The organism is Variovorax sp. OAS795 (assembly GCF_040546685.1).
GTDB lineage: Bacteria > Pseudomonadota > Gammaproteobacteria > Burkholderiales > Burkholderiaceae_C > Variovorax.
Window position 1 is genome coordinate 504,376 of the sequence record NZ_JBEPOH010000001.1, and the last position, 20,905, is coordinate 525,280.

The 20,905-nt window shown below is 67.1% G+C and carries 15 protein-coding genes and 2 pseudogenes; 8 read left to right on the plus strand and 9 right to left on the minus strand.

Annotated features, from left to right (window positions below):
* Positions 1-240 precede the first annotated feature (240 nt).
* From ABID97_RS02480 to ABID97_RS02505, 6 genes are all read right to left on the minus strand, one after another.
* A complete protein-coding gene (locus ABID97_RS02480) occupies positions 241-747 on the minus strand; it encodes an SRPBCC family protein (protein ID WP_354396979.1) in 507 nt (168 codons plus the stop codon).
* Between the two features lie 138 nt (positions 748-885).
* On the minus strand, positions 886-2,499 hold the full coding sequence (locus tag ABID97_RS02485) for an FAD-dependent oxidoreductase (RefSeq protein ID WP_354396980.1): 1,614 nt from the start codon (positions 2,497-2,499) through the stop codon (positions 886-888).
* Between the two features lie 7 nt (positions 2,500-2,506).
* Positions 2,507-4,048: a polyamine aminopropyltransferase gene (locus ABID97_RS02490; RefSeq protein WP_354396981.1), complete on the minus strand. Its 1,542-nt coding sequence runs from the start codon at positions 4,046-4,048 to the stop codon at positions 2,507-2,509.
* A gap of 14 nt (positions 4,049-4,062) precedes the next feature.
* Positions 4,063-4,281: a DUF350 domain-containing protein gene (locus ABID97_RS02495; protein ID WP_354396982.1), complete on the minus strand. Its 219-nt coding sequence runs from the start codon at positions 4,279-4,281 to the stop codon at positions 4,063-4,065.
* 59 nt (positions 4,282-4,340) lie between these two features.
* Entirely contained in the window at positions 4,341-5,819 is a 1,479-nt protein-coding gene (locus ABID97_RS02500; RefSeq protein WP_354396983.1) for a DUF4178 domain-containing protein, read from the minus strand.
* Positions 5,820-5,828: 9 nt separating this feature from the next.
* Positions 5,829-6,878 (minus strand): SPFH domain-containing protein, encoded by a 1,050-nt coding sequence (locus tag ABID97_RS02505; RefSeq protein WP_354396984.1) that lies wholly within the window; start codon positions 6,876-6,878, stop codon positions 5,829-5,831.
* A 164-nt stretch (positions 6,879-7,042) separates the two neighbouring features.
* Here ABID97_RS02505 and ABID97_RS02510 point away from each other — a divergent pair, with 164 nt between their 5' ends.
* The 3 genes from ABID97_RS02510 to ABID97_RS02520 all read left to right on the plus strand — a co-directional run bounded on the left by ABID97_RS02510 (position 7,043) and on the right by ABID97_RS02520 (position 10,454).
* A complete protein-coding gene (locus tag ABID97_RS02510; RefSeq protein WP_354396985.1) occupies positions 7,043-9,385 on the plus strand; it encodes an NADP-dependent malic enzyme in 2,343 nt (780 codons plus the stop codon).
* Between the two features lie 179 nt (positions 9,386-9,564).
* Positions 9,565-9,978 carry a guanyl-specific ribonuclease gene (locus ABID97_RS02515; RefSeq protein WP_354396986.1) on the plus strand — a complete coding sequence of 138 codons (414 nt, stop codon included), beginning with the start codon at positions 9,565-9,567 and terminating at the stop codon, positions 9,976-9,978.
* A 50-nt stretch (positions 9,979-10,028) separates the two neighbouring features.
* Positions 10,029-10,454, plus strand: a complete 426-nt coding sequence (locus ABID97_RS02520) for a barstar family protein (protein WP_086012221.1) — start codon at positions 10,029-10,031, stop codon at positions 10,452-10,454.
* Positions 10,455-10,721: 267 nt separating this feature from the next.
* Here ABID97_RS02520 and rsmA read toward each other — a convergent pair whose 3' ends face one another.
* From rsmA to ABID97_RS02535, 3 genes are read right to left on the minus strand one after another with little or no spacing between them, the layout of a single operon-like run.
* Positions 10,722-11,492 (minus strand): 16S rRNA (adenine(1518)-N(6)/adenine(1519)-N(6))-dimethyltransferase RsmA, encoded by a 771-nt coding sequence (gene rsmA, locus ABID97_RS02525; RefSeq protein WP_354396987.1) that lies wholly within the window; start codon positions 11,490-11,492, stop codon positions 10,722-10,724.
* Positions 11,492-12,898, minus strand: coding sequence for a peptidylprolyl isomerase (locus tag ABID97_RS02530; RefSeq protein WP_354396988.1), 1,407 nt, complete (start codon positions 12,896-12,898; stop codon positions 11,492-11,494). Before ABID97_RS02530 ends, rsmA begins: the two co-directional genes overlap by 1 nt.
* A gap of 17 nt (positions 12,899-12,915) precedes the next feature.
* The gene (locus tag ABID97_RS02535; RefSeq protein WP_354396989.1) at positions 12,916-15,498 is read right to left on the minus strand and encodes an LPS-assembly protein LptD; all 2,583 of its coding nucleotides are present in this window, start codon (positions 15,496-15,498) and stop codon (positions 12,916-12,918) included.
* Between the two features lie 234 nt (positions 15,499-15,732).
* Here ABID97_RS02535 and ABID97_RS02540 point away from each other — a divergent pair.
* The 5 genes and pseudogenes from ABID97_RS02540 to ABID97_RS02560 all read left to right on the plus strand — a co-directional run bounded on the left by ABID97_RS02540 (position 15,733) and on the right by ABID97_RS02560 (position 20,902).
* A pseudogene (locus ABID97_RS02540) lies at positions 15,733-16,870 on the plus strand (aminoglycoside phosphotransferase family protein).
* Positions 16,871-17,606: pseudogene (locus ABID97_RS02545) on the plus strand (16S rRNA (uracil(1498)-N(3))-methyltransferase). It abuts the pseudogene before it with no gap.
* 68 nt (positions 17,607-17,674) lie between these two features.
* Positions 17,675-19,039, plus strand: coding sequence for a M20/M25/M40 family metallo-hydrolase (locus ABID97_RS02550; RefSeq protein WP_354396990.1), 1,365 nt, complete (start codon positions 17,675-17,677; stop codon positions 19,037-19,039).
* Between the two features lie 103 nt (positions 19,040-19,142).
* Positions 19,143-19,595: a YidB family protein gene (locus ABID97_RS02555; protein WP_354396991.1), complete on the plus strand. Its 453-nt coding sequence runs from the start codon at positions 19,143-19,145 to the stop codon at positions 19,593-19,595.
* Between the two features lie 131 nt (positions 19,596-19,726).
* A complete protein-coding gene (locus ABID97_RS02560) occupies positions 19,727-20,902 on the plus strand; it encodes an MFS transporter (protein WP_354396992.1) in 1,176 nt (391 codons plus the stop codon).
* Positions 20,903-20,905 lie beyond the last annotated feature (3 nt).

Here is a 20,905-nt window from a genome sequence, read left to right on the forward strand (position 1 = left end):
TGGCGATCTGTGAAGAGACGGCGCTGTGTGTGAAGTCTGCGTGAAAACCGCACAGGCCCGCGCGGGGGCGCTACATCAATTCATGGTGCGTTGCGTTTGTCTGCGGCGCTGTTGTTCAGGGCGCGTGCACAGGTCACCGGGTACTCCCCTCCGCGAATGTCCCCCGGCTTCGCCTCCTCCTTTATTTCGCTGCGGGGAGCACCCGGCGCCCTGTGCACACTAGGGGCGGCTGTCGTGCTGTCATGCCGCGTCACTCCCCCGTTGCAGTCGTTGCCACTCCACGACCTCGGCCGCATGCGCAGCCAGGAAGTCGCGCATGCGCCTGAAGCGCCGCTGCGTCTGCCGCGCAAAGATCCAAGCGACCACCGGCTCAAGCAGCCAACGCAATGGCTTCGGACCCGCCTCGATGGTGTAGACGTAGATCAGTACCGATCGGCCCGGTTGCGTGTCGCGGTGCCGCATCGACGCGGCCCAGCGGCTGAAGGGGAAGGATCGGCCGATCATCGAAGCCGCCGCCACATGCGGCCGGTCGAAGGTGACGAATCGCGTGCGCATCGACAGGGCGCGCAGCCATCCGCCACCGGTGTTCTCGGTTTCTGCGCCAACGAACGGACACGGTGCGCCGCCCACGACCCGGGCGTTGCCGACCAGCGAATCCCAGCGCGCACGCCAGACGTGATAGTGGAAGGCATCGAAGACCACCTCGGCCGGCGCCGGCATGTCGAATTCAAAGCGCTGGTGTGCCATGGCCCCTCTCCCTTTCGTCCATCACATCGGTCACCATGCCCCATCGCACGAACTCGGGCTCGAACTCCGCAAGCGCAAGCAAACCGGCGCAGGCGTGCGCGCCGATGGGCAACGCATCGCCTCGTGCGAGCCGGCGGTTCATGCAGCGCCCATGCCCGCCACATGCCCGCGCGTGAAGGCCTCCTCGAAGATCGAGTAGCCCGACCAGTCCGCATGCGCGAACGAGAGCCGGCCGGCGGCGACGCGGCCGCCTTGGGCCGCGCCGATGCGGGCCAGCAAACCCGGCGTGGGAATGGCCATGGCATGGCCATAGCGTGTGACCTCGATGCGTGTGGCGAGCGCGGGCAGGTCGGGGTGCGGTACCGACAGTTCCGCGAGAAGGTCGTCGCGCCAGCCGGTCCACGGGCGCTCCAGCAGCAGGCGGCGGCCATCGGCTCCGTCATGGCGGCTCGGGCCTAGCGGCCGATACCAGCTCAGGACGGTGCCGCGCGGCGTGGGATCCAGCGACTGGTGGCGCGCATCCACGTACCCCAGGCCGCGCGTGCCGAACACCACGTTGTCCCAGCTCGGTGCGGCGCCCGCGCGGTCGGCGAGCGGCCCGCGCAGGTGCACGTTGGCGACCAGCCAGGGCGCGTAGCGCACATGCGCGGCGGCGCTGGCGAGCACGGAAGGCGGGTTCTCGACCACGCGCGCCGCAACGAACACGGGCAGCGCGACGATGCAGCGCTCGGCCTGCCAGCGGACCACCGATCGGGATGCGACATCCCACGCATCGACTTCGACACCGCCGCGCAGTTCGGCAATGCGGGTGACGACCTGGCCCGTGCGCAGCCGGTCACCGAGCGGCGTTGCCAGGCGCCGGGTGAGCCATCCGTTGCCTTCGGGCCAGGTGAGCACGCCGTCGCGCTCGGGGGTCGAATCGGCGCTGCCGCCCTTCGCATCGCCGGGCGCATGAAAGCCGTGGCGGCTTGCAAAATAGTGAATGCCGGCCCAGGCCGACACCTGCTCGATGCCCGCGCCGTAATCGTCGCGGCAGCAATAGTCGAGGTACCAGCGCAGCTGCACATCGCTGAAGCCTTCGTCGTCGAGCCAGCGCTCGAAGGGCAAGGCATCGAGCGCGAGCAGCTCGGGCGTCGGGGCCACGCGCAGCGTGGGGATGGCGAAGTGCGCCGCATGCTGCTGCGCATCGATCCGCTCGGCGAACTTGCGGTACTGGGCGTGCGTGCTGTCTCCCACGTCGTGCACGGGCAACAGGCCCTCCTGCCACTCGCCGCGAAAGAAAAGCCGCTCCTGGGGGCTGTGGCACAGGTGGCGTTCGTCGTATTCCCAGCGGCCCGCCACGCGCCGCCGCAGGCCGAGTTCTTCGAGCAGGTCCTGCACTTCGGGTGCGTCGTCGTTGGGTACGGGCAGGTAGTGCGCACCGAGCGGGCAGGCGATGCCGTTGACCATGCCGCCGCGCGCGTTGCCGCCGGGCGTGTCCTCGAGTTCGAGCAGCGCGAAGTCCTCGATGCCCGACAGGCGCAGTGCACGCGCAGCCGCAAGGCCGGCCACGCCGCCGCCGGCAATCACCACGCGCGTGCGCTTCACTGCGGAAGGCGCCTGGCTCTTGAGTAAACCGTCGCGCATCGCATGGCCGCGTGCCACGTCGATGCCGGTGAAGCCACCTTCGATGGGAGGCACCGGCGCCTCGCAGCCCGCCAGCGCGAGCGCGCCCGTCGCACCCGCCACGCCGAGAAAATCACGCCGTTGCATGCCGCGGCTAGTGCGTCATGACCTTGCCCCACTCTTGCTCATAGGTGGTGACAAGGGTCTGGTTGGAAAGGCGGTTCACTTCCGCCGGCACGCGCGCCATGTCGAGCGGAAAGTCGAACATCAGCGGCAATGTCGAAGGCGCCAGGAAGCGCAGGCCCGAAGGCAGCGCATCGGGCATCCGATAGGGCCGCCGGCTCGCGATGATGTAGCCCCATTCGCCGAAGCTCGGCACGTGGGCGTGATAGGGCGTGGCGCGCAGGCCGACCGATTCGATGGTGGCCGCCACGGTCCAGAAACTCTTGCGCGCGACGAGCGGCGAGGTGGTCTGGATCACCGCATAGCCGCTGGCGGAAAGGCGCTTTTCGAGCAGCCCGTAGAAGCTGTTGGTGTAGAGCTTGCCGATCGCGAAGTTGGTCGGGTCGGGAAAGTCGACCACGATCACGTCAAAAACATCCCCAGGCTGCTGCAGCCACTGGAACGCGTCCGTGTTGACGATCTTCACCTTCGGCGACGAGAGCGCATGCCCGTTGAGCGCCGCCAGGGTTTCATGGTCGGTGAAGAGCTTCGTCATGTTCGGGTCGAGCTCGACCAGCGTGACGGATTCGACCGAGGGGTACTTGAGGATCTCGCGCACCGCCATGCCGTCGCCGCCGCCGAGCACCGCGACTTTCTTCGGGGCGCCCTGCGCGGCCATGGCCGGGTGGACCAGCGCCTCGTGGTAGCGGTACTCGTCGCGCTCGGCGAACTGCAGGTTCCCGTTCAGGAACAGGCGATGGCCCAGTTGGCCGCGCGTGACCACGATGCGCTGGTAGGGCGAGGTGGCGCTGAAGACGATGCGGTCCTGGTAGAACTTGTCTTCGGCCAGCGTGGTGATGTGGTCGGCCCAGACGAAGGCGCCGACGAGCGCAGCAAGCGCAAGAAAGCACGCGAGCGCGTGGGCGCCGATGCGGCGCAGCTCATGCCGGAACAGCCACAGCGCCCACACGGCCACGGCCGCATTCATGATGCCGAACAGCAGCCCCGTGCGAATCATCCCGAGCTGCGGCACCAGGATGAGCGGAAACGCCACCGACACCGCGAGCGCGCCGAGGTAGTCGAAAGTGAGAACCTGCGACACCAGGTTCTTGAGCTGGATGTTGCGCTTGAGGATGCGCATCACGAGCGGAATCTCGAGCCCCACCAGCGTGCCGACCACCAGCACCAGCCCGTACAGCAGCAGCCGGAACGCGCCGGGCACGTAGGCATTGGCGAGGAAAAGCAGGGCGGGAAGGGCGCCGCCGACAAGCGCCACGAGCAGCTCGATGCGCAAGAAATGGGCCGGCAGCTGGCGCTCGAAATAGCGCGAGAGCCAGGAGCCCACGCCCATGGCGAACAGGTAGGTGCCGATGATGGTGCTGAACTGCAGCACCGAATCGCCGAGCAGGTAGGAGCTCAGCGCGGCGGCGGTCAGTTCGTAGACCAGGCCGCATGCAGCGACCACGAACACGCTGGCGAGCAGCGCGATCTCGACGGGCTGCGGCCCGCGCGCATCGGTGGAACGCGCGGACACCGCCGCCTCCCCGCTCAATGGATCGCGGCTGCGACGATGACGCAGATGCCCAGGCTCATGGCGGCCACGACCATTCCGAGCGCCACGTTCTGCTTCTCGACGATCTCGCCCCAGAGGTCATAGGGCGTGAGCTTGTCGATGATGAGAAAGCAGAGCCAGAAGATCAGCACGCCAAGCAGCGCATACACGAGCGATCCGAGGACCACGCCCGGTTTCAGCCATTCAAATCCCATGGGGACCTCCAGTCGTAGTAGCAGTAATAAGTGACATCAACGCGAACCTTCACCGTTCTTCATTTGTGGCCGCCGCCGCTCGAGTAGCCGCCGTACGACCCGCCGGAACTGCGCGATCCGCTGGACGAGCCGCTGCAGGTGCTCAGGATGACCAGCAGCACGATGACGACGATCACGATCAGGATGATGGTGCCGCAACCCAGGCCCGATGCGGCACTGACCGGCATCGCATCGCCGCGCACGAACATGTCTTTCTTGTCGTCCAGCTTGAATGCGGCGGAGACCGCGCCGCTGTCCAGTTTGCTCCCGGAAGACCAGGTCAGCTCGTTGGCCGAGCGCTCCATCGAGAGCAGCGCGGTGCCGTTGGCGAAGTCGCGGTTGAAGGTTTTCTGGCCGCGCTCCACCTGCCAGTAGAACTCGCCGGCCACGTAGGTGGTCTCGGCGTTGTAGGCGTACTGCTGGGTGTAGCGCTTGCCCAGGTAGGTGGCGCTGCTGCCGTTCTCGGCCATCACCGGCGCGCCGGTGGTCGGCTTGACCATGCTCCAGCCGTCCTCGGCGTCGACCAGGAAGCTGAAGCCGCGCTTCTTGTTGTACAGCAGGTATTCGTTCCAGCCGAAGTGCTCGTCGTCGCCGGGCTCCACGCCCATGCGGTGCTGGAATCCCACCACCTGCCACTGCGCGCCCTGCAGCTGGCCCATGCTGCCGATGGGGATGAGCGGCCGGACCGGCTCGTTCTGCTCGGCATGCTTCAGCTCGCCGCCGATGCCTTGCGACAGGTCGATGATGCTGTTGCACGAGCCGCAGGTGATGCTCTTGCTGTCCGCCAGGTTGACCGAGACGGGCGCGCCACAGTTCGGGCAGTTGAAGGCGCGGCCCTTCTCGTCCTTGGCGGATTCGTCGCGCAACCCCGTGAGCTGCAGGTCTTCGAGCTGCACGGAGCGGCCCAGGTACGCGCCGGGCGGCTGGGTGCCGTAGTCGATGCTGAGCACCAGGCCCTTGTCGTTGCGCAGCTCGACCATGGGGAAGGGCCGGCCCAGCTCGGGCAGGTGCGGCAATTCGCCCTGGGCGGACAGCAGCGCCACCTGTTCGTTCGACGAAACGGTGTAGCTCTGGCCGTTGAACGCCGTGGTGGCGCCCACGCGCAGCTCGGTCGGCGGCGGCGCCTCGCGCTGCAGCTCGTAGGGCAGCGCGAAGACATAGGCGCCGTTGTCCTCGCTGAGGATGCCGGTGCGGTCGCCATCGAGCGCAGCGATCCATTCGGTCCAGCGCCCGCCCGGATTGCTGTACTGCAGCCGCCCGACGATGGTGAACGGCTGGTTCTGGATGCGGCCGGCGGCAAACAGCTGCAGCGGGCTGAAGTCGTCGAAAAGCTCCGCCATCTTGCCGATGCGCGCGAGCGTCTCGCCCTGGCGGACGACGGTGCTCTGGCAGTACGGGCAAACGGCGAAGGCCGATTGCGCCGACCTGAATTCGACCGGTGCGCCGCAGCCGGGGCAGGGCGCACGGTAGGCGCGCTCGGCGCCTGGTTGCTCAGCCATTGCCGGTGCTTAGACCAGCTTCTTGAGCAGCTCCGCCTTCTTGGCGTCGAATTCTTCCTGCGTGAGGATGCCCTTGGTCTTGAGCTCGCCGAGCTTCTCGAGCGTGGTCATCACGTCGGCCGGGCTCACGACCGCCACGGCAGGCTGCTGCTGGGTCGCCGCCGCCTGGGCTGCCGCGTTCGGGCTCAGGCCCTGCGCGAGGTTCTGCGCCAGCACCTGGCCCAGCGCCACCCCGGCGCCCAGGCCCATGGCGTCGCCCGCGATGCCGCCGCCACCGCCCGCGCCCTCGGCGAACTTGGGGATCGCCTGCGCCGTCTGGTACTGCATGAACTTGCCCATGTCGTTGCCGACCATGCCCATGCCGATCTTCTGGTCGAGGATCTTCTGCAGCTCTTCGGGCAGCGAGACGTTCTGGACCGTGATGTTCTCGAGCTTGATGCCGATCTTCTCGAACTCGGGCACCAGCTGCGCCGCCAGCGCCTGCGCAAACTGGATCTGGTTGGCCGCGAGGTCGAGGAAGGGCACGCCGCTGGCGGCGATGGCATTGCTGATGTTCTGCAGCACCAGGCCGCGCAGCTGGCCGTCGAGGTCGGCCACGCTGTAGATCTCGCGCGTGCCGGAGATCTCCGTGTGGAACAGCTTGGCGTCTCCGATGCGGAAGCTGTAGTTGCCGAAGGCGCGCAGGCGCACGGCACCGAAGTCCTTGTCGCGGATGGTGATGGGCTGCGGCGTGCCCCACTTCTGGTCGACCTGCTGGCGCGTGCTGAAGAAGTAGACGTCGCTCTTGAACGGGGACTCGAACAGCTTGTCCCAGTTCTTCAGGTACGTGAGCACGGGCAGGGTCTGCGTCGTGAGCTTGTACATGCCGGGGCCGAACACGTCGGCCACCTGGCCTTCGTTGACGAACACCGCCACCTGCGACTCGCGCACGGTGAGCGAGGCGCCGTTCTGGATTTCCATCTCGGCCATCGGGAACCGCCAGGCCAGCGTGCCGTCGCCGGTCTCGGTCCACTGGATGATGTCGATGAACTGTTTCTTGATGAAATCCATCAGGGCCATGGCCGCTCCTCGTCGATTTTTTTGGGAGCGTACATATTGCCACATCGTCTTGACGGGCCGTCATGCTTTTGGCAGGGTAAATCTCCGCCATGCGGCCTATGGCTTCCCGGGCCGAGGTCTACAATCGGCGCCCCCAGAAGAAGCGCCACCAGGAGCAACGGTTCATGTCCGATTCGACGACCTCATCGACCCCCACGCCCGAAGACAAGCGCGCCGAACTGCGCCGCGCCGCCCTCGAGTACCACGAGCTCCCGGTGCCGGGCAAGATTGCCATCGCGGCCACCAAGCAGATGGTCAACCAGCGCGACCTGTCGCTGGCCTATTCGCCCGGCGTGGCTGCGCCCTGCGAGGAGATCGTCAAGGACCCGGCCAACGCCTTCAAGTACACGGCGCGCGGCAACCTGGTGGCGGTGATCACCAACGGCACCGCGGTGCTGGGCCTGGGCGACATCGGCCCGCTCGCCGCCAAGCCGGTGATGGAAGGCAAGGGCGTGCTGTTCAAGAAGTTCGCCGGTGTCGACGTGTTCGACATCGAGATCGACGAGAAAGACCCGGCCAAGCTGGTCGAGGTGATCGCCGCGCTGGAGCCGACCTTCGGCGCCATCAACCTGGAAGACATCAAGGCCCCCGACTGCTTCTACGTGGAGCGCGAGCTGCGCAAGCGCATGAAGATCCCGGTCTTCCATGACGACCAGCACGGCACGGCCATCACCGTGGCGGCGGCCATGCTCAACGGCCTCAAGGTCGCGGGCAAGGACATCGGCGAGGTCAAGCTGGTCACTTCCGGCGCGGGCGCCGCGGCGCTGGCCTGCCTGAACCTGCTGCTGAAGGTGGGCCTGAAGCGCGAGAACGTGTTCGTGACCGACCTGGCCGGCGTGGTCTACGAAGGCCGCGAAGAGCTCATGGACGACGACAAGCGCCAGTACATGCAGAAAACCACCGCGCGCACGCTGGCCGAGGTGATCGATGGTGCCGACGTGTTCCTGGGCCTGTCGGCCGGTGGCGTGCTCAAGCCCGCCATGGTGGCAAAGATGGCGCCCAAGCCCGTGATCTTCGCGCTGGCCAACCCCAACCCGGAGATCGCGCCCGAGGACGCCCATGCCGTGCGCCCCGACGTGATCATGGCCACGGGCCGCACCGACTACCCGAACCAGGTCAACAACGTCCTGTGCTTCCCGTACATCTTCCGCGGCGCGCTCGATTCGGGCGCCACCACGATCACCGACGAGATGGAAATTGCCGCGGTGCGCGCGATTGCCGATCTGGCCCAGGCCGAGCAGAGCGAGCGCGTGGCTGCCGCCTACGTCGGCGAAAAGCTGTCTTTCGGGCCTGAATACCTGATCCCGAAGCCCTTCGATCCGCGCTTGATGATGAAGATCGCGCCCGCGGTGGCCAAGGCCGCCGAGGAAAGCGGCGTGGCATCGCGCCCGATCAAGGACATGGACGCCTACCGCGACCGCCTGCAGAGCTTCGTCTACGCCTCGGGCACCACGATGAAGCCGATCTTCGACGCCGCCAAGCGGGCGCAGAAGAAGCGCGTGGCCTATTGCGAGGGCGAGGAAGAGCGCGTGCTGCGCGCCGCCCAGATCGTGGTCGACGAGGGCATTGCCCGCCCGACGCTGATCGGCCGACCGGCCATCATCGCCCAGCGCATCGAGAAGTTCGGCCTGCGGCTGAAGGAAGAGCTCGACTACGACATCGTCAACGTCGAGCAGGACCACCGCTACCGCGATTTCTGGCAGACCTACCACCGCATGACCGAGCGCAAGGGCCAGACGGTGCAGACCGCCAAGATCGAGATGCGCCGACGCCTGACGCTGATCGGCGCCATGCTGCTGCACAAGGACGAGGTCGACGGCATGATCTGCGGCACCTGGGGCACCACGCTGATCCACCTGCACTACATCGACCAGGTGATCGGCAAGCGCCCCGGCGGTTGCGAGAGCACCCCGCAGGACGTGCCGGTGTACGCCTGCATGAACGGCCTCCTTTTGCCCGACCGCCAGGTGTTCCTGGTGGACACCCACGTCAACTACGACCCTTCGCCCGAGGAACTGGCCGAGATCACGACCATGGCGGCCGAGGAAATGATGCGTTTCGGGCTCAAGCCCAAGGCGGCGCTGCTCTCGCATTCCAACTTCGGCACCAGCAACGAGCCCAGCGCCATCAAGATGCGCAAGACCCTCGACCTGCTGCGCGTGCAGGCGCCCTGGCTCGAAGTGGACGGCGAAATGCACGGCGACGTGGCCTTGGACAGCAAGCAGCGGGCGGTCGTCATGCCGCACAGCGCGCTGGCGGGCGATGCCAATCTGCTGGTATTCCCGAACATCGACGCGGCCAACATTTCTTACAACCTGCTTAAAACTGCAGCAGGTGGAAACATCGCCATCGGCCCGGTGCTTCTGGGCGCGGCCAAACCTGTGCACATTCTCACGGCCAGCGCAACGGTTCGGCGCATCGTGAACATGACGGCTTTGACGGTTGCCGACGCGAACGCAGAACGATAAGCCGTTCCGGGAGAGTGGACGCCCACTTTAGCCGCCACTCGCCATCTTTCGCACTGCTCAAACTTTGGGCAGTCGCTTGCTATTTTCGCCAGCGTGGTGCACACTCGCGGGCTTGAATTTGCGGGTTAACCCCAAGGTTGATCGCCGATTCGAATCCCGCTCTTTTCTTGTGGTGCCCCATGGCGGCTTACGCCTCGATCACGTCCTCAGTCACTAAGTTTGCGCTCACCGGCTTTCTGCTGGCGGCGTTGGCGACCGGGGCCGAGGCTCGCCGCGATTGGTTCGGCGCCGGAAAGCCCGCCCAGGATTCGATAGCACTGTCCGAACTGCCGGTACAGGGCCAGCGAACCTACGAAGCCATTCTGAGCGGCGGCCCCTTCCGACATGAAAAGGACGGCACGGTATTTGGCAATCGCGAGCGTCTCTTGCCGCCAGCGCGGCGCGGTCATTACCGCGAGTACACGGTGGCAACGCCCGGCTCGCGTGATCGCGGGGCACGGCGCATTGTCTGCGGCGGCGAACAGCGCACCACACCCGAGGCCTGCTGGTACACGGCAGACCACTACGCGAGTTTCAGACGGATTGCACCATGAGCGATGACAACGACTTGAGCGGCGCCCCCAAGCGCCCCGAAGAAATGATGATGACTATGGAAAGACCAGCGGAGATGACACTATCCCTTCGTGCCGTACGCCCGAACATCGTGCAGTCGATTCGTGCGTTCCGCGTGAACGACCTGCAGGAAGCAGCGAACGCAGCGGGCCAGCATTTCCTGTACGCCAACCTGGGCAACGCCCAGACCAAGCAGGACGTTCTCGACCTGATCGCGCAGCAGTTCACCTTTCCGGCGCACTTCGGCAAGAATTTCGACGCGCTGTACGACTGCATGACCGACCCGTTGCATAAATCGGGCCCGCAGCCCGGTTTCGTGATCGTGCTCGAGCAGATCCCGGCCAACGCCAAGTTCGACAAGGAAGCACGCGAGCAGCTGCTCGACATCTTCCGCGACGCCTCCGACTACTGGGGGGACCGAAAAGTCCCGTTCCGGTGCTTCTATTCTTTTCTGTAGCCCGTTCTGCACACACCAGCCAAGCAGAACGGGCGAACGAGGCTCAGCCGAACGGCGCAGCACTCGATGGCATCGAAATCAACGGCGGCACAGCTGCCGCGGCAACCGGCACGGAGCCTGAGGGCGAAAAAATGCCGACCGACAAACTGGTCGACGTTTCGCCGCTCGCATTGCGCATGAGCAGCCCCTTCAACGCGGGGTACTGGCTGGCAGCAGCTTGACGCTCGCCCAAGCGAGATAAAAAAGCCCGTTTTCGACGGGCTTTTTTTATTTGGGCGCCGGCGGAACGGCCTGGGCCAGCGCGACGTACTCGGCCACCGGCACTTCCTCGGCCCGGCGCTGGGCATCGAATTCCCCGGCAAAGCCATGCTCCTCGAGCCACTTGCCGAGGGTGTGTCGCATGATCTTGCGGCGCTGGCTGAACGCGACCTGGACAATCTCGCCGAGGCGGGCGGCGTCGACGGCCGGCGGCTGGGCCAGCGGCACCATCCGGACCACGGCGCTGTCGACGCGCGGGGGCGGCTCGAAACTTTCGGGCGGCACGAACAGCACGTTTTCCATCCGGTAGCGCCACTGCAGCATCACGCTCAGGCGGCTGTAGTCGGACGTGGCGGGCCTGGCCACCATGCGGTCGATCACTTCCTTTTGCAGCATGAAGTGCTGGTCGGCGATCAGGTGAGCAGAGCCCAGCAGGTGGAACAGGATGGGTGTGGAGATGTTGTAGGGCAGGTTGCCGACCACGCGCAACGGCGTTGCAAACCTGGCGGCGAGCTCGGCGAAATCGACCTTGAGCACGTCGGATTCGATGACGTCGAGCTGCGGATGCTCGCGCAGGCGCCTGGCCAGATCGCGGTCGAGCTCGATGACCGTGAGGCGCCCGAGCCGCTCGACCAGCGGCTGCGTGAGTGCCGCCAGGCCCGGGCCGATCTCCACCATGGCATCGCCAGGCTGCGGCGCGATCTCGTGCACGATCGCATCGATGATGCCGCCGTCGGACAGGAAGTGCTGCCCGAACCGTTTCCTGGCGATATGGGCCATCAGGACTGGGGCGGCTCGCGGTATTCGACGTAGGCGCGCGCGCGCACTTCCTGCACCCAGGTGGTGAAGGCCTCTTCGACCCGCTTCTCGCGCAGCACGGCGCGCGCGGCTTCGCGCTGCTCGGTCTGGGTGAGCTTGGCTTCGCGGCGGCCGACCACCTGGATCAGGTGAACGCCAAAGCGGGACACCACGGGGTCGCTGATCTGGCCGGGTGCGAGGCGGTCCATGGCTTCCTCGAACTCGGGCACGAACTGGCCGGGACGCGACCAGCCCAGGTCGCCGCCTTCCTTGGCGCTCGCGTCCTGGGAGTTGTCGCGTGCAAGGCCGGCGAAATCGGCCGTGCCGGCCTGCAGGCGGCGCTTGAATTCCGCGAGCTGCGCAACGGCCTGCGCAGCAGTGCGCTTGGGGTCGTTGAGCAGCAGGATGTGGCGCACCTGCGTCTGGGTGACGGTGGCATCCGCGCCGACCTGGGCCTTGGCCAGCACCTTGAGCACATGGAAGCCGGCACCCGAACGGATGGGCCCGGCAATGCCGTTGACCGCGGTCGACTGCGTGGCTTCGACGAACAGCGACGGATAGCGGTCGGCGCTGCGCATGCCGATGGCGCCGCCGTTGGCGCGGTCGGGCGAGTCGGAGTTGTCCTGCACCAGCTTGGCGAAGTCTTCGCCCGAACGGGCGCGCTGCGCGAGGCCCTGGGCGCGCTGCTGCAGGGTGGCGATCTGTGCGGCCGTTGCGTTCTCGGGCACGGCGACCAGCAGCTGGGCGAGGTTGATGTTCTGCAGCGCAGCATCCCTGGAGGGAGAGTTACGCTGGTCCCGCAGGTATTCGTCGGCCTCGGCGTCGCTGATCTTGACCTTCGCCTCGACTTCGCGGTCGCGCAGCCGCGTGAGCAGCAACTGGTCGCGCAGGTCGTTGCGGAATTCGCGCGGCGAGATGCCTTCGGCCACCACGCGGCGGCGCAGCTCTTCGACCGTGATCTGGTTCTGCCGCGCCACGGTCTGTTCGGCCTGGTCGATGGCGACGTCGTCCACCTTGATGCCGTTTTCCTTGGCCAGCTGGAGCTGGGCGCGCTCTGAGATCAGGCGCTCGAGCACGAGCCGGGTGAGCTCGGGACGGGGAACGCGCTCGGCCTCGGCGTTTTCGCGGATGAGGCGCGTGACGCGCGACTGCACCTCGGTGTTGGTGATGGGCTCGGAGTTGACCAGTGCGACGATGTACTCGGCCGAGCGCTGCACCGGTGCAGCGGCCGAGGGCGCGGGCCGCGCCGGCGGGGGCGCAAGGCGCGGTCCGGCACGCATGATGTCCGTGATGCCGCTGCCGCCACCGGGCCGCAGGCCCTGTGCGCCGGACGATGCGGCCAGCGCCGCAAGGCAGCCGAGGGTAAGGATGGATCGGATGTGTTTCATGGCGTTGCTCGGTCGTCTCAGTCGTAATTGGTGAAGCGGCTCGGCCCTTCGGTGGGCTGGCGAAGAGGCTGGTAGCGCTGGATGTTTTGCCGCAGCGCCTGCATCGGGCTCGACCCGATGCTGGAGAAGCCGACGAATTCAAGCTGGAACATGATGCGTGTGTTGGCCGTCACCTGACCGGTCGTGATGCGCTGGAGCACCACGCGTCCGATCCAGCAGCAGCCGTCGTACTCGAAGCCGAGCACGCCGTCCGTGAGTTTCCGGTCCTGCAGGCTGTAGTTGAGGCGCCCGACCGCATACCACCGTCCGCCGCCCTGGCCCTTGCCTGGGCCCAGGTCCTTGCCCTTGTCGCCCCACAGGTCGTTGAGCGGCCATTGCCAGCCCACGTCGAACGACTTGTTGCCGTCCGTGGCGGTGGGGGTGGTGGGCGCCTGGTAGCGGAAGGCCGCGCTCAGGTTGTGGTACGGCTCGGGGTTGTAGCGCGCGCTGATGGCCGCGCGCTCCGACTTGCGGGTGTCGGGGTTGTACTGGACGACCGTGTCCAGGCTCCACTTGGGCGTCCAGTTGATCTGTGCGCCCACCAGCAGGTCGCTCGCCCGGTCGGTCACGGGCACGCCGCCCGGCAGCGTGACCTTCTGGTCGCTGAAGCGCAGCCGCTGCGCAATACCGAAGCGCGCCGCCTCGGCGCCAGTGTCGGGGTCGATCAGGCGCGAGGTCACGCCAAGCGTGAGCGTGTTGGTGTCGGAGATGCGGTCGTTGCCCGAGAACGCATTCTCGGTATAGATGGTCGCAAAGCTGAAATCGTTGGCGGCCGAATCGTAGTTCGGCAGCATGCTCTGGTTGCGGTACGGCGTGTAGACGTAGTAGGCCCGCGGTTCCAGCGTCTGGCGGAAGGCGCGGCCGAAGTAGTTCGCGTCGCGTTCGAAGATCAGGCCGCTGTCGAGGCTGAAGGTCGGTATCGTCCGGTTGCTCGAGGTCGGGAAGAAGTACAGCGAATTGCCGTTGTAGGGCACGCCGTTGACGTACGTGATGCCGTTGACGGTGAGCTTCGGAATGTCCGACTGCGGCAGGTAGTAGTTGTACGAAGCCGCGTTCAGCTGCAGCTTCGGAATCACGAAGGAGCTCGGCGTGATGAACGGCCGGCTGATGGAGGCCACGGCAAAGGCGCGGTCGCCGTCGGGCTGCGACTGCTGGGTGGCGTCGAAGCCGGGCTGGCCGCTCAGGATGGTGTTGACGCGAAACCGCGTGTAGTCGAGGTTCAGCCCGACGTCGAAGCCGTGCCAGTCGTACTTGGCGTAGTTGGCCGTGATCTGCGGCATGCGGTCGTACGACGGCACGAGCGGCGCCAGCGAATACTGCAGTGTCTGGTAGCGCATGGTGCGCACCATGCCGCTCCAGTCGCCCTTGCCCCAGTTGAGCGCCGCTTCGTTCGGCAGCTGGCGCTGCGACAGCGTGGGCGTGCGCGTGAAGTCGCGCCAGTAGTCGTCGTCGCTGACGCGGTTGATGTTGATGTTGGCCGACAGCGAGTCCAGGCCCAGCGCCTTGGCATCGAAGTCTTGGTGGTGATTGGCCCAGATGCCCCAGCGCTTGCTGCTGGGCGGCGGGCCGAAGGTCAGGGCCGACGCCTGGATTTCACCGTTGGCGAGCTGCTGCAATTGCGCACTGCGCGCTTCGTTGTAGCGCTGCCCGACGAGACGGTCGCTGCCCATCAGGTCCAGCCGGATGCTGCCGCTGTACTCTTTCTCGAGATAGCGGAATTCCGTGCCCAGGTTGAGGCCGCGCTTGCTCATCAGCGTGGGCGTGATGGTGGCGTCCCGGTTGGGGGCGATGTTCCAGTAGTAGGGCTGCGAGATCTCGATGCCGTTGGTGTTGTCGACACCGACGGTCGGCGGCAGCAGGCCGCTCTTGCGTTCGTTCGACAGCGGGAAGCTGACGCTCGGAATCGGTGGCGTGCTGATGCCCATGAAGCTCAGGCGCGCATCGGTCGCCACGCCGACGTTTTCCTCGGTGTCGGTGGTCATGGTGGCGGCGGTCAGCAGCCACGCGGGCATCCAGCCCGGATAGTCTTCGCGGCGGCAGGTGGTGTAGGTGGCGCTGCGGGCCACCGACACCTTGCTGTCGACGAAATCGATGCGCTGCGCCTCGCCGTGCCCGCCGTTGGCGAGGAAGGAGTAGCGCACGTTGTTGAAAAAGCCCTCGAAGGTCTCGAGCTTGAGTTCGAGCTCCGGGCCTTCGTACACATTGCCCGCCTGGTTGACCCGCACGTTGCCGCGCGCCTTGGCGCGGTCGTCGGGCTGGTAGTACTCGAGGCGGTCGGCGGTGATGGCCACTTCGCCGCGCCGCAGCGTGGCATTGCCTTCGACCACGGTTTCCAGGTCCTGGCGGCCCGACAGCCGGTCGCCCGTGATCAGGCTCGGCAGCTGGCCGCGTTCATTGGCCGGCAGCGTTTCGGTCAGCTGCGGCGTGCGCTTGAGCACGAGCGGGCCATCGAGGCCGCCCGCCGGCTGCGCGGACGCGCCGTGCGCATGCAGCAGCGCCAGCGACAACACGGCCAGTGGCAGGGGCGGGCCGGAACGCCGCGCGGCAACGCGTCGGCTCATCCAGCCACCCGCAAGGTCGTTCCGCAGAAGGCCCGCAGCCGCCCCGAGGGGGACTGCAAGTGCACAAGGTGCCAAGCGTGGAGGCTTTGGATCGTAGGCATCGGTCAGGAACGAAGGATCGTCGGGAGGACGGCGCGGCAGGCCGGCAGGTTGCAGGAGCCGGCGGCAACCCTGTTCGACCGGGGAGGACCGCAGGAGTTGCCGCGCCAGGCGGATTTGTAGAATCGATTATCCATGACAGCACCCCCGCTCCCGGCTTCCGGGCCCACCCCCTCCGCAGAGCCCATCGTCTGGGCCGATCCGGAGCGCGCCGCAGCCTTCCAGCAATGGCTCGCCGGCATCGCCGCCGCGCACCGCCTGCTGCCCGCCACCGTGCGGCTTGCCTCCGCCGATGCAAGCTTTCGCCGGTATTTCCGGATCGACACCGCCGAGCCCGGCGGCACCCGCATCGTGATGGACGCGCCGCCGGACAAGGAGAACAGCGAGCCCTTCGTGCAAATCGCCCGCTTGATGGCCGATGCGGGCGTGACCGCGCCGCGCGTGCTCGAATGGGACAAGCCCGGCGGCTTCCTGCTGCTCGAGGACCTTGGCCGCCAGACCATGCTCGACGTGATCGATCCGGCCCATCCGGACGCGAGCCGCCCGCCTCTACGACCAGGCCATCGACGCTTTGATCCGCTGGCAACTGGCCTCGCGCCCCGGCGTGCTGCCGCCCTACGACCGCACGCTGCTCGAGCGGGAGCTCGCGCTCTTTCCCGAGTGGTACATCGGCCGCCACCGCGGCATCGCCGTGGAAGGCAAGCTCAAGGAGCGGCTGGAACGCAGCTTCAGGCTCATCGTGGAGAGCAACCTGGCCTCGCCGAGCGTCTACGTGCACCGCGACTTCATGCCGCGCAATCTCATGGTCAATGTGGCCCCCACGCTCGCCGCCTCGGGGCGGCCCGGCGGCGGCCCGGGAGGCCCTCTCGGCGTGCTCGACTTCCAGGACGCGGTCTACGGCCCGATCACCTACGACATCGCGAGCCTGATGCGCGACGCCTTCCTGAGCTGGGACGAGGAGTTCGTGCTCGACGTGACGATCCGCTACTGGGAGGCCGCCCGCAGGGCCAAGCTGCCGGTGGATGCGGATTTCGGCGCCTTCTACCGCTCGGTCGAATGGATGGGGCTGCAGCGCCACCTCAAGGTGGCCGGCATCTTCGCCCGCCTGACGCTGCGGGACGGCAAGCCCCGCTACCTGGCCGACGCACCCCGGTTCATCGCCTACATCCGCTCCACGGCCAGCCGCTACATGGAACTGACGCCGCTCTTGCGCGTGATCGATGAAATCGAAGGCAGCTCGGCGCTCACCGGCTTCGCCTACGGCAGGGTCTAGATGCCCCGCTTCCATTGCCCGGTGCCACTTGTGGCGGGTGCCACCTTCGCGCTGCCGCCCGGCGCCGCGCGCCACGTCCAGGTGCTGCGGATGCAACCCGGCGACGCGCTCACGCTGTTCGACGGTTCGGGCGGCGAATACGAGGCCACCGTCGAGCGCATGGGGCGCAGCGACGTCTCGGTGACGCTGGGTGCCCACGCGCCTGCGGAGCGCGAGGCCGGTCGCCCGGTGCATCTCGCAGTCGGCATGCCCGCCAACGAGCGCATGGACTGGCCTGGTCGAGAAAGCCACCGAACTGGGTGTCGCCAGCATCCAGCCGCTGGCGACGGCCCACGGCGTGCTGCGGCTCTCGGGCGAGCGCGCCGAGAAGAAAAGGGCGCACTGGGAGGCGATTGCCATTGCAGCCTGCGAGCAATGCGGCCGCAACCGCGTGCCGGTGATCCATCCGGTGCGGCCGTTTGCCAACCCCGCGGCCTGGATCGATGCGGCCAACGGCGGTGCCGCGCTGCGCCTTGTGCTGAGCCTCGCGGAAGGCACGCGGCGCCTGGCCGACGCGACGACATCGGCACCGCGAGACGGCAGCGTGCTGGTGCTGAGCGGCCCTGAAGGCGGCCTGAGCGGCGCCGAGGAGCAGGAGGCGCTGGCGAACGGCTTTGCGCCCGTCACCCTGGGTCCGCGCGTGCTGCGCGCCGAAACGGCGGCGCTCGCCGCATTGATGTCGCTCGCCGGTCCGTAGCCATGTTTTCCAGAGGCGTGCGTGCCTCGCCCATTCGCCACGACAGACAAGAGAAGGATCTCCACGCCATGCTTCGTTCGCCACGCGCCCTCCGGCTCGCTCCCCTTTCGGCCCTCGTGCTGGCCATGTTCTGCGCCGTGCAGGTCGCACAGGCCCAGAACGCCGCCGTCGCACCGACGCCCGCGCAGGTCGCTCCCGAGGTCGACAAGGCCTTCATGCAGTTGATGGCGGCGCCTGCGGTCCAGAAGCTGCTCGACGCGGTCAAGGCCGACCACGAGCGTTCGGTCGAAGACCTGAAGATGCTGACCGAGATCGAGGCACCGCCGTTCAAGGAACAAAAGCGCGCCGAAGCCTTTCTCGCACGCATGAAGGCACTGGGCCTCGCCGACGCGAAGATCGACGCCGAGGGCAATGTGGTCGGGCTGCGCAAGGGCACGGGCAACGGGCCCAAGCTGTTGATCTCGGCCCACCTGGACACCGTGTTTCCCGCCGGCACCGACGTGAAGGTCAAGGAGCACGACGGCAAGCTGCATGCGCCCGGCATTGCCGACGACACGCGCGGCCTGTCGGTGCTGCTGTCCTGGCTCAAGGTGCTCAACGACAACAAGGTGCAGACGGTGGGCGACCTGCTGTTCGTCGCCAATGTCGGCGAGGAAGAGCTCGGCAACCTGCGCGGCATGAAGGCCATCTTCCGCGACCACCTCGACATCGACGGCATGGTGGGGCTGGAGCCCTCGCCGGACGGCAACGTGCTGATCCTCGGCACCGCGAGCCACCGCTACGAGGTCACCTTCAAGGGGCCGGGCGGCCACAGCTTCGCGGCGTTCGGCCAGGTGCCCAGCGCGATCCACGGCATGGGCCGTGCCATTGCCAAGATCGCCGAGGTGCGCACGCCGAGCTTCCCGAAGACCACGTTCACCGTCGGCACGGTGGGCGGCGGCACCTCGGTGAACACCATCGCGCCCGACGCGCGCATGGCCGTCGACATCCGATCGGACGACATGGCCTCGCTGCTCGAGACGGAAAAGAAGATCCTCGCCGCCATCGACGAGGCAGTGGCCGAGGAGAACAAGCGCTGGAACGTCGGCACGCTGAGCGCGAGCCACAAGCTGATCGGCGATCGGCCCGGCGGCCGGACGCCTTCGGATTCGGTGATGGTGGAAGCCGCCATCCGCGCCAACACCGCCTTCGGCCACAAGACGCTTTTGCGCGGCGGCAGCACCGATGCCAACGTGCCGATGTCGTACGGCATTCCGGCCGTCATCGTGGGCGGCGGCGGCAAGTCCACCGGCTTTCATGCCCTGAGCGAGTCGATCGACGTGACAGACGCATGGAAAGGGGCGCAGAATTCTCTCGTCACGGTGCTCGGCCTGGTCGGCGTGCAAGGGGTCAGCCCCGCATTGCTGCCCAAACGCCCGGCACGTACCCGGTAATTTGTCACACAGCAGGGTTTTTGTCGGTTCATCAACAACCGGCTCGCGGTCGGTTTGCACCGGAAAATGCGAGCGGTTCTGTCACACACCAAGGAAATTGGCCATGGGTTTGCTCGATTCGGTACTCGGTCAGGTGCTTGGAGGCGCGGGCCAGCAGCAGCAGCCCCAAGGCGGCGGAATGGGGGATCTTGGCGGACTGGCCGGCGCGCTCGGCGGGCTGCTTGCGAACAACGGCAGCGAGGGAGGCCTGGGAGGGCTGGTGTCGAAGTTCGAGCAAGCGGGCATGGGCGATGTGATCGGCTCCTGGATCGGCAAGGGAGAAAACCAGCCGGTCTCCGAAGGACAGCTGCAGGATGCGTTGGGCGGCGACACCATCGCCAACATCGCTTCCAGGCTCGGCATCAATGCGCAAACGCTGCTGCCCATGCTGGCGACGCTGCTGCCGGTTCTCATCGACCGCCTCACGCCGCATGGCAAGGTGCCGGAGCAGGGGCTCGGCGACCAGAACGATCTGCTGGGTTCACTCGGCGGCCTGCTGCAAAACAGGCAACCGTAGGCACATTCGCCCAGAGGGATTCCGGCGCCCGCAAGGGTGCTTTTTTTTGCCCCCCATTCCGGCTGGCGCGCCAGAGGCGAATCGCGTAGAACCGGAGCCTCCATGCCGCAACGCGCCTTCGCAGCCTTTCCATGAACCGCAACCTCTGGCTGCTCGCCATCTGCCAGGGCCTGTTCCTGACCAACAACGTCACCTTCATCGCCATCAACGGGCTGGTGGGCCTGGGCATTGCGCCGCAAGGCTGGATGGCCACGCTGCCGGTCATGGGCTACGTGGTGGGCGGTGCGCTCACCACCGGGCTGGTGGCGCGCACGCAGCAGCGCTTCGGGCGCCGCGGATCGTTCCAGATCGGCCTGGCCGTCGGGTTCGGATCGGCCTTGCTGTGCGCCTTCGCCGCGATCTCGAAGAACTTCTGGCTGCTTTGCTTCGCCACGGTGGTGGCGGGCTACTACAACGCCAATGCCGGGCTCTACCGCTTTGCGGCCGCCGAGCTTGCGGCGCCGGCCTGGCGCGAGAAGGCGGTGTCGCTGGTGATGGCCGGCGGGCTGATCGGCGCGGTGGCCGGGCCGAACCTGGCGGCCGCCACGCGCGAAGTGTTCGCGGTGCCGTTCGCGGGCGCCTACATCGCACTGGCGGCAGTGGCGCTGCTGTCGATGGGCGTGATGCGCTTCATCGAATTTCCCGCCACGCTGACCCGCCAGCAGGCGCTGGGCGGACGGCCGCTGTCCGAAATCATGCGCCAGCCGGTCTTCATCGTGGCGGCCGCGGCGGGCGCGCTGGGCTTTGGCGTGATGAACCTGCTGATGGCGGCCACGCCGATCGCCATGCAGATCTGCAGCCTGCCGTTCTCGGACGCCGCGCTGGTGCTCGAATGGCATGTGATCGGCATGTTCGCACCGGGCTTTTTCACTGGCCACCTGATCCGCCGCTTCGGCGCGCTGCCGGTGATGGGCGTCGGGCTCGCGCTCAACTTCTGCTGCATCGCGGTGGCGCTGTCGGGCGTGGAACTGCAGCACTTTCTGGTGGCGCTGTTCCTCCTGGGCGTGGGCTGGAATTTCCTGTTCACCGGCAGCACCACGCTCTCGCTCACGGCCTACACGGCGGAGGAGCGCGATCGCGCGCAGGGGGCCCTGAATTTCTGCGTGTTCGCGACGGTGGCGTTGACCTCGTTCGCCTCGGGCGTCCTGGTGACGACCCAGGGCTGGCAGCTGCTGAACTACGGCTCGCTGGTGCCGGTGGTGCTGCTGGGCGCGGCGCTGCTTTGGCTCGCGCAGACGCGGCGCCGCGAGGCGGCCGCCAACGCCTGAGGG